This window comes from Oligoflexia bacterium (assembly GCA_034439615.1).
Classification (GTDB): Bacteria; Bdellovibrionota; Bdellovibrionia; order JABDDW01; family JABDDW01; genus JAWXAT01.
Map to the genome: position 1 here is coordinate 90,099 of JAWXAT010000034.1, position 15,148 is coordinate 105,246.

The 15,148-nt window shown below is 37.8% G+C and carries 15 protein-coding genes and 1 tRNA gene; 6 read left to right on the plus strand and 10 right to left on the minus strand.

What is annotated here, in order from left to right; all coding sequences use genetic code 11:
• Positions 1-30: 30 nt before the first annotated feature.
• Positions 31-1,689, minus strand: a complete 1,659-nt coding sequence (locus tag SGI74_08400; GenBank protein ID MDZ4677517.1) for a methyl-accepting chemotaxis protein — start codon at positions 1,687-1,689, stop codon at positions 31-33.
• Positions 1,690-1,815: 126 nt separating this feature from the next.
• On the opposite strand from SGI74_08400, the gene SGI74_08405 reads away from it, so the two are divergent.
• Both SGI74_08405 and SGI74_08410 read left to right on the plus strand, forming a co-directional pair.
• Positions 1,816-2,274: a hypothetical protein gene (locus SGI74_08405; protein ID MDZ4677518.1), complete on the plus strand. Its 459-nt coding sequence runs from the start codon at positions 1,816-1,818 to the stop codon at positions 2,272-2,274.
• Positions 2,267-3,718, plus strand: a complete 1,452-nt coding sequence (locus SGI74_08410) for a chemotaxis response regulator protein-glutamate methylesterase (GenBank protein MDZ4677519.1) — start codon at positions 2,267-2,269, stop codon at positions 3,716-3,718. The genes SGI74_08405 and SGI74_08410 overlap by 8 nt, the downstream gene beginning before the upstream one ends.
• 8 nt (positions 3,719-3,726) lie before the next feature.
• On the opposite strand, the gene SGI74_08415 is transcribed toward SGI74_08410, so the two are convergent.
• Both SGI74_08415 and SGI74_08420 read right to left on the minus strand, forming a co-directional pair.
• Positions 3,727-4,038 carry a hypothetical protein gene (locus SGI74_08415; protein ID MDZ4677520.1) on the minus strand — a complete coding sequence of 104 codons (312 nt, stop codon included), beginning with the start codon at positions 4,036-4,038 and terminating at the stop codon, positions 3,727-3,729.
• Positions 4,020-4,772 carry a response regulator transcription factor gene (locus SGI74_08420; protein MDZ4677521.1) on the minus strand — a complete coding sequence of 251 codons (753 nt, stop codon included), beginning with the start codon at positions 4,770-4,772 and terminating at the stop codon, positions 4,020-4,022. Before SGI74_08420 ends, SGI74_08415 begins: the two co-directional genes overlap by 19 nt.
• 210 nt (positions 4,773-4,982) lie before the next feature.
• On the opposite strand from SGI74_08420, the gene SGI74_08425 reads away from it, so the two are divergent.
• Entirely contained in the window at positions 4,983-6,845 is a 1,863-nt protein-coding gene (locus SGI74_08425; GenBank protein MDZ4677522.1) for a DUF6298 domain-containing protein, read from the plus strand.
• 240 nt (positions 6,846-7,085) lie between these two features.
• Positions 7,086-7,730: a transposase gene (locus tag SGI74_08430; GenBank protein ID MDZ4677523.1), complete on the plus strand. Its 645-nt coding sequence runs from the start codon at positions 7,086-7,088 to the stop codon at positions 7,728-7,730.
• A 34-nt stretch (positions 7,731-7,764) separates the two neighbouring features.
• Here SGI74_08430 and SGI74_08435 read toward each other — a convergent pair.
• Positions 7,765-7,841, minus strand: a tRNA-Arg gene (locus SGI74_08435).
• 145 nt (positions 7,842-7,986) lie between these two features.
• Here SGI74_08435 and SGI74_08440 point away from each other — a divergent pair.
• Positions 7,987-9,666, plus strand: a complete 1,680-nt coding sequence (locus SGI74_08440; GenBank protein MDZ4677524.1) for an RDD family protein — start codon at positions 7,987-7,989, stop codon at positions 9,664-9,666.
• Between the two features lie 12 nt (positions 9,667-9,678).
• Here the strand turns inward: SGI74_08440 and SGI74_08445 are convergent, their stop codons facing one another.
• A complete protein-coding gene (locus SGI74_08445; protein MDZ4677525.1) occupies positions 9,679-10,194 on the minus strand; it encodes an NYN domain-containing protein in 516 nt (171 codons plus the stop codon).
• A gap of 285 nt (positions 10,195-10,479) precedes the next feature.
• Between SGI74_08445 and SGI74_08450 the strand changes: the two genes are divergently transcribed.
• Complete coding sequence (locus tag SGI74_08450; GenBank protein ID MDZ4677526.1) at positions 10,480-12,072, plus strand: class I SAM-dependent methyltransferase; 1,593 nt, start codon at positions 10,480-10,482, stop codon at positions 12,070-12,072.
• A 20-nt stretch (positions 12,073-12,092) separates the two neighbouring features.
• Here SGI74_08450 and queF read toward each other — a convergent pair whose 3' ends face one another.
• The 5 genes from queF to SGI74_08475 form a co-directional block, all read right to left on the minus strand.
• Positions 12,093-12,458 (minus strand): preQ(1) synthase, encoded by a 366-nt coding sequence (gene queF, locus SGI74_08455; GenBank protein ID MDZ4677527.1) that lies wholly within the window; start codon positions 12,456-12,458, stop codon positions 12,093-12,095.
• Between the two features lie 26 nt (positions 12,459-12,484).
• The gene (locus tag SGI74_08460; protein MDZ4677528.1) at positions 12,485-13,078 is read right to left on the minus strand and encodes an SIS domain-containing protein; all 594 of its coding nucleotides are present in this window, start codon (positions 13,076-13,078) and stop codon (positions 12,485-12,487) included.
• A gap of 29 nt (positions 13,079-13,107) precedes the next feature.
• Positions 13,108-14,079, minus strand: a complete 972-nt coding sequence (locus tag SGI74_08465; GenBank protein MDZ4677529.1) for a GHMP kinase — start codon at positions 14,077-14,079, stop codon at positions 13,108-13,110.
• The gene (locus tag SGI74_08470; GenBank protein ID MDZ4677530.1) at positions 14,054-14,779 is read right to left on the minus strand and encodes a sugar phosphate nucleotidyltransferase; all 726 of its coding nucleotides are present in this window, start codon (positions 14,777-14,779) and stop codon (positions 14,054-14,056) included. The genes SGI74_08465 and SGI74_08470 overlap by 26 nt, the downstream gene beginning before the upstream one ends.
• Positions 14,779-15,148 (minus strand): UDP-glucose 4-epimerase (locus tag SGI74_08475; protein MDZ4677531.1); only part of this gene is annotated, 370 nt, incomplete at its 5' end. The genes SGI74_08470 and SGI74_08475, both read right to left, overlap by 1 nt.

The window sequence follows — 15,148 nt, forward strand, 5'->3', positions numbered from 1 at the left end:
AGATATTCTCAAAACTCTGAGCGATTTTTATCACACGTCTTTAAAACGCGGATCATTCTCTGCAGGAGTTACGTTCTCGGCACCCGAGGCTTTTTTCATTGGCGCATCTTTAGCCAGTGCATCTAATTTAGTTTGTCCTGCTTCATGCAAATTATTTTTTTCTGCTTTACTAAATTTATTCACTGCTGATGGCCCATGTTCTTTTTTATTATCTTTGGTAAAGGCAATCACATTTTGAGGTTTGCCAGATTGAGCCGCAATATTCATTGATTCTACAGCATGAGCCTTAGAACCATGCTGAATTTTTTCTAACGATAAGACCGTACTTTGTAAAAGTTTTGTTTGATGAGAAAGTTGATCTGAAGCCAGTGATGTACTCTGTGCTAACACATCATTACGATGCGCTACTTGGTCGAGTTGGTTCATCGAAATTGTTATTTGGTTCAAGCCCTGCTCTTGCTCTTTCGATGCAGTTAAGATTTCACTAATCAAAATATTAACAGCACTTACACTCGTCACAATTTCTTCTAGAATTCCACCACACTGCTTTGCCACTACTGTTCCTGATTCGACCTTTGATTTACCCACGGCAATGAGGCCTTGTACTTTTGTTTTTGTTTCAGTCACAATACCTTCTACTTTTTGCATACTTGCAGCAAGCATGTCTGAAATTTCACGAGCCGCGGTTCCACTCATTTGAGCCAAATTACCAACTTCCTCAGCTACAACAGCAAAACCCTTACCGTGTTCACCTGCTCTTGCGGCTTCAACTGACGCATTAAATGAAAGTAGTTTTGTCTGAAATACTATGTCGTTAATAACTTTTGTTTTATTCCCAATTTCAGCAATTACTTTAATAATTTCCGTAATACGCAGATTGCTAGCATCAACCTGCTTCATAATGTCATCATTACTTTGATTGATATCTTCGATTGCATGAATCATATCATCCACAGCACTCTTGCCTTTGTTAGCAGCAATTTGACTTGTACCCGCAGTTGCTGAAGATTTATTTGCATTCTCAACACTTTTTGCCACCATAGCACTGATCTCATCGAGGGTAGCGGCTGTTTCTTGAATTGCTGATGCTTGTTCTGTTGCAGCACTTGAAAGTTCTTGAGATGTAGCTACGAGTTGAATACTTGAAGAATTGGTTTCACCGGCAACGTTCTTTAATTGAAAAACGGCCTCTGATATGTTCTTCATATTTTTCTTTAAACTTCGCATGATAAGAAGTGTCACACAAAGTGTAGCAAAAAGTGCAGCAGCACTAAACACCAACGAACGAGTACGCCCATCAACTAAACTAGCTGTACGAATATCAAGTAAATTATCAAGCTCTAAAACTGAAACATCCCATAATCTATAGCTTGCATTAAGAGCATCATCGCCCGCTTTTAAGAAATCTTCTGGGCTCACAGAAACATTTGGCTCTTCAGCAATTCTTTTAACCAAAGTGATAAAAGACTCCATCGCAACCGTGTTCGCAGTTAAAAAGGGCGGTACCTTCGTTTGAAACGATGCGCTTGTACCATAAAAATTAGCATCTTCATTTAATGCTGTTTGTGCACTGCCATTGATACGATCAAGATCTGATTGCTTGAGAAGTGCAGCATACACACTGAGTTGAATTTTTTGTTCTGGAGTAATCAATTTTCGACGAACTATACCTTCAACATTACCGATCACTTCTTGAATTCGATCTTGAGTTTATTGTACTTTGCATACAAATTAACCAATCAAAGTACATTAGGCTCGAATAAACTTACAAAAAGCTATGCTGTTAATATCTCAATTAAAAAACCAGAAAGTAAATTGAGAATAATATACCTGAAATTCGAAGATAAAGAAAAACTCCTTTCTATTGTTAAGAAAATCTCATCACACTCCCCGCCTACAATTGTCTTCGTCGCTAATTATCAAGATACATTGCAAGCGTTGAGTGATTCGTTTAGGGCGACAATGTCACTTTCAGTTGAAACACTACAACTGCCCATGACGCTTAAAGCTGGCACCATTTATGTATCAGATATTTCAAAGTCTATGAATGAGTTGCACTTACAAAGTAGCCTTAAAAAAACATCAATAATTATACTTAGTGAAATTACAAATGCAGACTTTAATAAATTCACAATATGGCAATCAGCACAAATTATTCTTGAAGAAACAATTAAACATTCTCTAAATGGTGCTGATGTAGAATTAATTACAGATATTGTTCCAGCTACTAGCATTATGTATAGCTCTGATATTTTTTTAAGTAAGGATGAATAAATTGTTAGAAACCGCGGTACTTGTAAAATCAAATGAAATAAAATTTTCATATGTACCGACGGTATATCATGTTAAAGGCAGTGATATTTCAATTATTTGTTTAAATAATCCAACAAACTCTTTTGGTGGCTTGGTTTGCTGGAATTCTAGAGATCCACTACCCGAAAATCTATTCATTCAATTATTAGACACATTCAAACCCGCTCCAAATAATTCGCTCCATGTAAAAATAGTTGGGAATGAGAAAACAATTAAATTAATGCGAGAGTTTACAAAACAGCATAATCTCAAAATACAAGGTCAGTTTTTAATCGAATCAAATGACTTAGAGGCGTATTATCATACTGAGAATGGAAAACTTCGAGTTAAAAAAGAAACTGACCCGATTCATTTGGACACTCATAAAAAAATAAAAGTACTTATTGTTGACGATTCTAAAGTTATTCGAAAAATATTGAGAGAAATTTTATCTACAGATAATGAAATCCATATCGTCGGAGAAACAGGTCACCCACTTCAAGTTGAAAGTATGCTACAAGAACTAAAGCCTGATGTTATGACTTTGGACATTCATATGCCAGAAATGAATGGCGTGACACTTATTGAAAAGTTATTCCAGAAAACACCAATCCCAACAGTTTTAGTCTCCTCATTAAGTATGGAGGACGGCGATTTAGTGTTACGAGCATTACGCCTTGGTGCTGTTGATTATATTCAAAAACCTTCTTGGAATGAGCTCCGTGAAATTACACCACTCATAATCGAGAAAGTTAAAGCAGCCTCAAAAGTAATCGTCGCAAAAAAAACACCTCCTAATATTGAAATAAAAAATTCTGATAAAATTATTTCAGATCTAGACAAATCACTCATCATAGGAATTGGAGCTTCAACCGGTGGAACTCGAGCAATCGAACATATTTTAGCTCAACTCCCAAAAGATATTCCGCCGATAGTAATCGTTCAGCATATTCCCACATTGTTTTCTGACGCTTTTGCTAAACACTTAAATCGCATTTGCTCTTTTGAAGTAAAAGAAGCTACAGATAGAGATGAAATTATTCATAATCGAGTGCTAATAGCACCTGGCGGAAAACAAATGTCTGTTATTAAGTCTGCAGGCACTTTTCGCGTTCACATTACCAACGATCCACCTGTGAATAGACACCAACCTTCTGTCGATGTGTTATTTAGTTCATTGGCACACATAGTAGGTAAACAAGCCCTAGGCATCATTCTCACTGGCATGGGAAGCGATGGTGCTGCTGGCTTACTTGAAATGCGAAAAGCTGGTTCATTTACAATTGCTGAAGATGAGTCAAGTTGTATTGTGTTTGGTATGCCACGGGCAGCTATTACTAAGGGGGCGGTAGTGCAAGTTTGCCCTCTAAATGAAATTGTTCAATTGTTATTAGAAAAATTCAGTACAAATAAAAAAAGTGCTTAAAATTTAATTTATTCGATAATCAATACGCCAAATGAAATAACTTTTTTTTCAATTTTTTTAATCCAACGAATTTCAACAAAAAAAATTGGCAGATTGTTTATTTTTATTTTTAGTTTTTCACCGACCATAATTTCACGGTTTTGAACTGCAACTAGTTTATAGCCTTTAATTGATTCTTCTAAAACTAATGCGATAATTTCAGGTGTAAATTTTTTAGCTTCATGATTAAACGATATGAGAGCTAAAGTGTTAGGCTCTGCCTCAAACCTAATTTTCTTCCTTTTATTCTTCGTATCTATATTCATGGTTTTGTATCCCATATGTCTTTTTCACCTATAAAAGTTTTTAAATTCAATAGTTTTTTATCTTTAATAGTATACCCAACCCCGTAAAGCGTTTCAATTGAATGGTCAAAGTTTTTCAGCTTACGCCTCAAAGATAAAATATGTACATTAATTGTACGACCCAATACGAAAGTATCTCTCCATACACTAGATAAAATCTGATCACGACTCTGTACTGAAGGCATTTTCTCAAGTAAAAACTTAAGCAATTTATATTCAACGTGTCCTAATTCAACAATCTGTTTGTTAATTAAAACTTCCATCGTGATTGGATTGAGCTCAAGATTGCCGCATGTAATGATACTTTTAAAATCAGAGTTCATGTATTCGATAAAACGCATTATTTTTGAATCAATGCGAACCAGCAATTCTTCAATTTCTATAGTTTTCAAAATAACATCGTCTGCACCATTTTGAAATGCTAAAACTTTTTCTTGCAATTCAACTTGCTCAGATAATACGAGCAAGGGAATATGTTTAGTTCGAATATCGCTACGAATATTTCTGCACATCGTTAATGCTAATTTATTTGGCATTTGAAGATTTATTAAAATTAGATGTGGCATTTCACTCATGGCCAGCTGATAACCTTGTTCTTCAGTCGTAGCGATAGACACATTGTAATAAGGCGTAAGTTTGTTTCGTGTGGCATTGCAATTTATTTCATCTGTATCGATAATTAAAACTTTATGTGGAAGCGATATGTTCATTCACAAGCCCCTGGGGATGCATGATACTTATCTAATTATCTTGTAGATTAATGAGCTAAGGAACTAAAAAGCTAAAAACCAGTTAAGTACAATACTAGACTTTAGTTTGGCAGACTCGCTATTAGTTGGTAATTTTCATAAACTAGACTACAAAAAATCAATACTCGACCGATACCTTAGTATGGCACTACTTAAGTATGAGGTCAAAAAATGAAGAATAAAAATCTGCTAATGCTGGCCCTTTTGGTTATTTCAATCAGCATGACAGCTTGCACTGGTACTAAACTAAAGCGATCGACACTACTTTCTGAAGGCGGTAATAGCGCAAAAACAAAACCTATTCCAAATGAGACCTTCAGTTCACTGCGTTTACACCCTGAGAACCCAAGATATTTTCAAGATATCGCAACCGGCAACCCCATTGTATTTGTGGGTTATCAAGGGTTAGTGCCAACTTCGCGAGTATCTCTTGTTGTTAATAATTTTGAAAAAGTGAAAGCCTCTGGTTTGAATTACACACGTATTTGGCACTTTTTGCCATGGGAGAAAGCTTGTGGAATTTTTCCGTGGGTTCAAATTTCTGGTTTGAACATAAAAGACGGCGAAGCTTGCGACATGAATATTGATGTGCCATCAAGTCAACGCCGAATATATGATTTAACAAAATGGAATGACGAGTATTGGACAAGACTTCGAGCTACATTAAAACAAGCAACAGAGGCTGGCATTGTTTCTGAAATCATGTTGTTTGAACATTCTGGCATGAAGGCACCTGCGTGGAATTATAATCCATGGGCTACTAATAATAATATTAATAGTCTTGAGAGTAGTAATGCAAGTGGTAGTGGGTTTCCCACTTTTTATGAGTCGGCAAAACGACCGAAACTTCGCCAGTTTCAAGAAGAATATATTAAAAAAATGATTGATGAAACAATCGGTTTCAACGTTGTGTACGAAGTCGAAAACGAACATGATGATTTTTCTGACGCAACTTGGGCAACACAAAATGGTCAGTTCATTAAAAATTATATTGCGACTAAGTATCCAGGCAAAACTAGGTTAGTATCTTACAGCAGTCTTGATAATGAATTAGAAGATCTCTACAAGACATCAGATATTGATATTATTAATATTCATCCACTGGGTGAGATTGAACGGTACCCGTACAATTTGAGCAGTTATATCGAAGGTCGTTGGGGTTTTGCAAAACCTATCAATAATGATGAATTTGGAAATCATACTAAAAATGAACCGGGTTTACGAAATGCTACCTGGATGACCTTGCTCAGCGGTGGACACATTCATATTGAAGAGCCAGACGTATCTATTGATGCTCCGGGAATTATCTTAAATATGCAAAAGTTTATTAAACAATCCGGATGGGATTTTATTCATGCAGCTCCAAACAGGCGCTATAGCTTTGGTGGCAATTGCATGATCCAACCTGGTGTTGAGTATGTTTGTTATTACTATTTTAATAGCGCGAAAAAGTCTCTCAGCGTAGCTGCTGGTAATTATCAAGTAAAATGGTGGAACCCTCGTGTAGCCGGCTATGCAGATTCAAAACCTTTAGTGCATGCAGGAGGTGTACTTTCATTAACACCGCCTTCATCTACTGAGAGTTGGGTATTACATATCAAATCTGATATTGCTCCTACATTTAGTGCGACACTCACTGCACCACCTGCGCATTCTTGCTCAACGATGTTGTACAACGAGTTTAAAAACTTAACTTGTCCAACAATAGAAAATCAATTTGGCGCAAAAGTAAAAGCCGCACAAGCAACAACAATGAATACGTATTCAGAAATTTTTGACAAAAACGATATGGCCTGCGGAGATTGCCCCTTTGTTAAAGACCCAGGTCTTTATCACTGGCTGGTTTCGGAGCATGTCTCAGATTTAGGTCTTTGTGCCACCTGGGATAATGAAGAGCTACTTGTGAAAAATTCAAATAATTTTTCTGAGAACTATGACATTCATTTAGGAAGTGGTCATGTTTGGGGCGGCGGTGGAAAATATTTTGCTACTTGTAGCCCAGCCCAAGTAATCTGGGCCCCTCAGACAAAGTGAATAAAGAACGACCTCATAACGACGAGAGTTCAATAGGCACAAGCTTCCCCGGAGGAGCGATTCGTCCTAAAAGAAGTTGTGTCATTAAAATCGCTCAAATTGAATCACAGTATATAATCCGGTAAATCCGGTACCCTAATCCGGTAAATCCGGTACCCGGTACCTTTTTCGGACTACAACGCGTCAAATGCATTATTTTTAGCAAGCAGCACAGTGCTGGGATTGCATCTGTAGTCGACGATGCCAAGAAAAGCCGTTCCATTTTCAAATATTTTTCCTTTGCATATAAATGCTAGGGCACACAATAGAGAAGCGTTTAAAGCTCCTATGGATGAAATATGGCTGATAATGGAGAATTATCTTTTTGTAATTTCGAGTATTTTTGAAATAAAAATTCATTCTTTTGTTTTGATGCCAAATCATTTTCATCTTATTTTTCTACCAACGGAAAATAATGTGGGAGCGGCATTGAATTATTTCATGCGTGAAACCAGTAAAGAAATTGGTCTAATTTCACATAGAATCAATCAAGTCTACGGAGGTCGAAATTATAAAACTCTCATCACAAATGAGCGCTATTACTTAACAGCCTACAAATATGTTTATAGGAATCCAGTTAAAGCAAAGCTATGTAATCGAGTTGAAGATTACAGGTACTCTACTTTAAGTAGTCTTATGGGAAATACAAAAAGCTTCATTCCACTTGAGGAAGATACTTTACTTTTTTCTCCAAATTTTTCAGAAAGAACTCTGCTCTGGTTGAATGAGGAACCGCTGAAAAAAGATTATGAAGATGCCACTAAGGCAATGCGCAGAAGCATTTTCACACTCCCACTTGATAAAGACTCAAAAAAACTAAGTAGACTCGAAACCGAACTTTTCTGACGCAGTGCTAACGAAAAAGGTACCGGGTACCGAATGGTGCGGCCGACAGGAGTCGAACCTGTGACCCTCAGATTCGAAGTCTGATGCTCTATCCAGCTGAGCTACGGCCGCTTAATGACTGGGCTAACGAATGTAATCGAGTACCCTTGGGCTCTCCTTAAGTCAAGAATTCCTGCTACTTATCATAGAAATAGATGATTTATAAAACCAGACTTCTAGCCTCAAGGGAGGCGGCTCCATAGACGATAACTTAAGTATGAAGCACAACTTCGAACAATTCACTCGTCGGGCGTTTGACCAATGGAAAATCGCTAACCCCTGGTTACGCCTCGGCGCTCAATTGATTGATCAAGGCCTCATTGGATTCGCGACAGGATCAATTCTAACATTTCTATTTCCAGAAAAAGCATGGACAACACTTTGGTGGATAACTTGGCTCCTATTTTGGCCCTTTGTTTCTCTATCAACTCAATGCCTCTTTTTATCTATAATGCATACCACGCCGGGCAAAAAAGCATTTGGACTTCGCATTCAATCAGCAAAACCCAATCACCCACTTTCTCCTTGGCAGATTTTAGAAAGAACTACGGCTTGGTGGCTTGGATTTTTCACCATAGGTGCTAGCTGGAGTACAATTTTAAGTCGCAGTGACAGACGCGCTTGGCATGACATCGTCGCTGAAACAGTTGTCGTACATGACGAAGTATTTCCAAACTACATTAGCCCTATTGAACGCAAAGTCGGTCGTGCATGGGCAATCACCGTTTCTTTTTTGCTGATATCCGCACTCTCAGTTTCACTTTTAATAAATATCAAAAAACTGAGCAACTCAGTAACTGAAAAATCAACAGCACTCTCACCAAGTAATCGAAAACAAATAGAGAGTTTTTCTTGGCTTATGCTCATAGGCGAACTTCCACAAATCGTTGATCAAGGCATGCCCAAAAATGATGAAAAACTTTTAAGTGCAATGACTCATTTTTCAAAAGCACGCACTCTACCATCTGTTGATCGTTATGCTTATTACAAAGAAAATATTCAAGTGACTGAAGATTGGCTTTGTAGGCCCGGGCAAACAGCTTCGCAAGAATGTCAGTCAGTCCAACTCATGGCTGCACTCTTAAGCGAAAAATCACTTGATGCCCAAACTCCAGGTGCGCTCTTAGTCTTAAAAGTAATTTCAAATCTTGAAAAACTTGATTCAGTGAATGATGAACTAGAATATTTAGTTAAAGAAAGTAAAACAGCCCTTCTTAATTCTGCACAGTACTTGGCCATGAAAACTAAACAAGCTCTGCTTAATCAAAAAAAGGGTGACTTTAAAAAAGCTTATGAAGTTCTTGCTCAAGATGTTGAATTTCTGGAACAAGACAATATGGGAGCATCTGAAAAAATTCTCTTTGATACACTCGTTAACACAGCTTGCGAATCTCAGGCTTTAACAGATTGCACACAAGTCATTAGTCAATGTACCCGACTTCCTTTTTGGTCTGAGTGGAGTGCTGGGTGTCGAGCTAAAGAAAAACCTGATACAAATACAGCTCAATCATTGGGTTATTGGTGGAAAGTAGCCAATAGTGATGTGATGGTTCCACTTGCTGATTGGGAGAAATCAAAAACAGCTATTGAAAATGTGAATCAAACTGAATTTGAAAAAAATATTATTCAAGCCCTTGATCTTGCAATCGCAGTAAAGAGTCAAGATCCACAAAATCTTGTAGCACGCTCTCAAAATCTAAGTGTTCATAATCCACTTTGGGGATGGGCCCAGAAGCAAGCCATCGGAAAATTTGGCAAACAGTGGTCTCTACTCTTAAAAAAGCCAGAACAAATGCAACTTGCACATTTTAAATTGATGCCTAAAAATGCCAACGCAAAGCGAGCCATCGCCAGCGAAAAAAGCCTCGTAAAGAAGAAGAAAAAAAAGAAAAAATAAGTTATTAGAAAATTAGCGAGTAACGCTACCAGTGGGTTTACGCCCACCAGCGGGTTCGGTGCCACCTGGGATAATGAATTCTTTGGTGAGTGGGAAAAACGCATCAGCAGCTTGTTGCATATCAGTGCTGGTTGCTTCAGGCCAAGCCCAGATCTCTGTGCGACAACCACGTGATTTCAGATACCAAATAAGGGGGAGATAATCTTTATCTCCTCCAAGAATAATAACTACATCTAATTTTTCAGCTAGTGTGACAGCATCGATAATGAGAAAACAGTCAGCGTTTTTAACAGGGCGTTTTACTTCTCCACCCATACGCGACCAAAATACTTCAAACTCATTAGATATTTCTTTGAATTGTGGCTTGTAATAAATGATACGGATGATTTCACGATCGCCAACATTTTCTAGGATTTTTTTGTAATCTGTTCGGCCGCTGTGATGTTTCCATCCAGATGTTTCGATATTTTCGGCATCAACGAAGATACCTACTTTTTGAAATACGAGACCTTTTTTGTGTGCTGACATTGCCCTACTTAACTAATGAAGAAGATCGCCCATCCATGGGCACCAAGGTCTTTGACCTTGTAACCCCTCTCCCTGTAGTTTCGTGTTTTAAAAAAACTACTCTGTACCACCTCGGTACAGCCCCCAACTTGTGCCCCTCGTAATGTACAGAACCGAATTACTTCTATTCCGACGAGAGCGAACTTCTGATGAATATATTAGAAAGAATGTTTACTTAAAGGTAAAGCATTAATGTAAGAAAATATCATTTTTTATAAAAATAATTAGCTCACGTGCGTCAAATTTATGAGCTCAGTTGCCAGAAGACTTACGCAGTGTCAGTATTATCGCATGATTCTCAAAGAGTTTTCCAATGCCCTCATATTAGACAAGCCAAGTGGTGCCTCAACCCACACGCCCGATGGCGGCGTTACAGAAGGCTTTTTAGAAATGGCGCAACGACTTTTCGATCGTACTCTGTGGGCCGTACATCGTCTCGATCACGGAACCTCGGGTTGTCTTTTAGTAACCACCTCTAAAGAAGCGGTCATGGAGTGGACACAAAAACTCAAGTCTGCCAAAAAAAAATATATATTTATTTCTCCACATGAATCTAAAGAATCTGTCTGGAAATATGAAGGTCGCATTGAAAAAACCGGAAACCATCGTTTTGAATTGGTTGAAGGCATTTCAAATAGTTTCACTAAATTTGCAAAACTCGGTACATCACCATTTGGATTTTTATATGAAGCAGAAATTTCAAGTGGCAAAACTCATCAGATAAGAATTCATGCACAAGCTTCAGGTATTCCAATTTTAGGAGATGCAGAGCATGGAGGAAACCCCTTTGTTCGGTTAATGCTCCACTCTAAAAGCCTTGATTTTGAAGGTGAAAAATACATCTCACCTCTACCCACTTTATTTATTCAAAAAGAAAAACCCGACACAGATCATGCAAAATTCTTATCAAGCTATGATCGAAGGCGTTTTCTCATTAATTTTGAAAAGAAAAACACTGATAGTTTTCGCCTTGTACATCGCGAATGGACAAAAAATTTTAAGCCTAAATTGTGCATAGAAAAACTAGGAGATGTTTTACAATTCCAAAACTATACTGAGAAAACCATCCAACCCCATTTTGCCCAAACGTTAACTGAAAGCATCGGATGCAAAAAATGGTTTATCAGAACCATGAAAAACAGAGGCTTAAGTGTCGCCCTTGAGAATAACAACATTAATAGCTCAATTGAACTACCTGATAAATGGGTGATCACAGAAAATAAAATAAAGTTTGAAATGCGCTCAAACCAAGGCCTCAGCACCGGATTATTTTTAGATCAGAGAGAAAATCGAAAAAAAGTATTACAAAGTTCAGAAGGTAAACGTGTTGCCAACTTTTTCAGCTACACATGTGGTTTTAGTTTAGCCGCAGCCCTAGGCGGAGCCCATGAGGTGATCAGCATAGATACCTCAGGTGCAACTCTTGATTGGGGAAAATGTAATTTTAAACTCAACGGACTCAACCCTGATCAATATGATTTTTTTGTGGCAGATTCTATTTTCTTTTTAAAGGCATGCTTAAAAAGAGAGCGTCAATTTGATTTAATAATTATTGATCCACCCACATTTTCACGTCACAAACACGGGGTTTTTAATCTTAATGAAAATCTTGATGAACTTTTAGACTTTGCCTTTAAATGCCTAGCCCCTCACGGGCGACTATTGTTCACACTCAATGATGAATCAATCACAAGCCAGTTTTTAGGCAGACGTCTCGAGTTGTCGGTTGAACGCACAATTAAAAAAGTCATAAGGCTTGAGCGTTGTCACCCGCCTTATGACTTTGAATTTCCATTAGAGCGAAACACAGTGATGAAAGGTTTTTGGATTTATTTATAACCAAAAGCTATAACGAGTACTTATTTTTTATGATGAGCCCTAATCACTGTTTTGATATTACCACGCACACTAAAATCACCCACAACTTCAATTTCCCAAGGGTCAAGGAGTTTAATCAAGTCATCAATAATGATGTTAGTCACATCTTCGTGAAACACATTCATGTTTCTAAATTTATTGATGTAGAGTTTTAAACTTTTAAGCTCTACACATTTTTTATCGGGTGAATATTTAATCTGAATAGTCGCAAAATCTGGGAACCCACTACGCGGACAAAGACACGTAAATTCAGGACAAGTGAATTCGATCCAGTATCTTCGTACTTGGGTGCGGTTTTCAAAACACTCTAATTGGGCGTTTTTGATCATCTCTTCGCCGTGAAGCATAACTTCCTCCAAAGGCTTAATTAAAATCAGGATCTCTTAATTTTTTCATGCAGAAATTGACAACATAAATGCGAAAACATCAATTGAGCATCTTCACAAATTCCATAATTATACGATTCATAATGTATAGCGACATCTGAGAGTGGTTTTAATTTTCCACCACTAAACCCTACAAGGCTTATCACTTGTGCTTTTTTTAGACGTGCGTATTCAACAGCCTTAATTATATTTGGTGAATTACCACTAGCTGAAATCGCAATACAAACATCACCCGGATTTAAAAGATTTTTAAGCTGCTCAGCAAATATAGATTCATACCCACAATCGTTGGCGTATGCGGTAAGTAAACTCATATTATCAGCAAGGCCCATCACTCGGAGACGTTTTTTATTCTCAACTGATGTCCCCTTAGAAAGATCATTAACCATATGAGAGCTGGTTCCCGCTGAACCACCGTTGCCAAAAATAAAAACCTGCTTGTCTTTTTCATAGGCCGCCCACATGACTTCCATAGCTTGAGTAAATGCCTTACCAAGATACACGTCAAAAATTGAATGTGCCTCTTTAAGATAATTGCTAGCAAAGTTTGTAGGTGTAAAATCTGATGGCATTTCACTCATATTCATTTCCTAAAATTAGAGGTTTAAATTTAACCGACAAAAATTATCTTGCTGCCTTGAGCTTCAAATTCTACATCAAAAAGCTTAAGATCCTTAAGTTCGTTTTTCACAGCATTTTGTTTGCCTGGTTCACAAAATACCATGAGAAATCCCCCACCACCAGCTCCTAAAATCTTACCACCCCAAGCACCTGCCTTTAGGGCTTGCTCGTACCATTTGTCTATCTGGGAACTAGATATATTAGAGGCCACAGACTTTTTTAGCGTCCATGCGTCGTGAAGTAGCTTTCCAAAAGACTCTAATGACTTATTTGCTTCAAGGACTGTCTTCATTTTTCGAGCGATTTGAGCCATATCACTTAATGTTTGGCGCTTTGCTTTGGTGTTCTCTTTTTGTTCTTGAAGAATACTTTTAGCCGCTCGTGTTTGACCGGTGTAAAAAAGCATGCAATGGGCTTCTAATGCATTTTTTGTATCACTGGTACAAACGATCGGATCAACAGTTACATCGCCTGAAGATTTAAATTGAATGAACTGTAAGCCCCCGTAGGCTGAGATGTATTGATCTTGTTTTCCGATTGGTTCGTGAAGTTTATTAATTTCAATATCACTTGCTTCACTGGCCAATTCTTCTGCAGTTTGAAATTTACCTAAGTATCCTTTTACAGCGTGAAGCATGGCGACGGTAAAACTTGAACTAGAACCAAGCCCTGTGCCAGCTGGAATATCAGCCATTGAAATAACTTCCACCCCACCTTGAGGCAAATACTGACTAAGCACATATTTAAAAATAGGATGTTCAATATCTTTGACGTGATTTTGGATTTCTGTTTTTGAATAACTCAATCGAATTGTATTATCAAAGCGCTTATTAATTGTGATGTGCATATATTTATTAAGTGCTGTTGAAAGTACGGCACCGTCTTCTTCTTGATAAAAACTAGGAAGATCAGTACCTCCGCCCGCAAAACTTAACCTAAAGGGTGTTCGTGAAATAATCACCGATTCGTTCCTCAAAAAGTGCTAACCGCTCTGGAGTGCCGATATCAAAAAATCGCTGCGAGCATTTAATTGCCGCCACCGAGCCTAATTGAATAGCAGATTTTAAAAGTTCACTTTCAAATGAACATACCTTAAGGGCATGACCTTTAAACAGCGTTTTTTTAACTCCATACACACCAGCTTCTACATGCGTCAAATCAGGGGAAATTTGAGCCCCAATGGCTACTTTTTCATAACGTTTCACTCGTAAACCCTCTAACCCGACGTTAAATGGTACTGAGGTATTTTCACGATTATCGTAAACAGTCATCACAACATCTGTCATGGGCGCTTCAAGGCCGCTGAAAACCTGGCTAACATTAACAGGTAAAAAACTATCTCCAAAAAGTAGTAAAAAACTTTCATTTAATTTTTGATAAGCTTGAATGAGGGCTCCACCTGTACCCAGTGGGGTCACTTCTTGACTGTATTGAATGTAAACACCAAATTGCGAACCATCACCAAAGTACTCATGAATGAGTTCACCTTTAAAACCAGTAAGAAATAAAAAATCAGTCACCCCTTCATTTTTAAGATAGTCAATTTGCCAATGAAGAAATGGTTTGCCACGAATTTTCATTAATGGCTTTGGAGTATCTTTAGTCAAGGCGCCAAGGCGTGTGCCCAAACCACCAGCTAAAATTACGGCTTGAATAGACATTAAGTACTGATCCCTAATTCTGAATCACTTAAAATATCTAAAACGGCTTTTTTCACAGCTTGTGCAGAATCAAGTTTTGGTTTAAAACCCAAATTTTGAAGTTTTGTTCCATCAAGATAAACTCTTGCAACATCCCCTGGCCATCCGCGAGAACCGCCCGTGTATTTGATTGTACTTGTGAGTTTCATCCCATCAATAACGAGCTCAGCGATTTTAGCAACAGAGCAAATTCCATCACTGCTGAGATTAAAAAGATTCACCTCTTGATGTGAATTGGTAAGTCCAAAAATCATTCCGTCAAGACAATCATCAACATGGAGATAACTTTTAGATTGTTTTCCATCACCCAAAACTTCTAACAGTTTATAG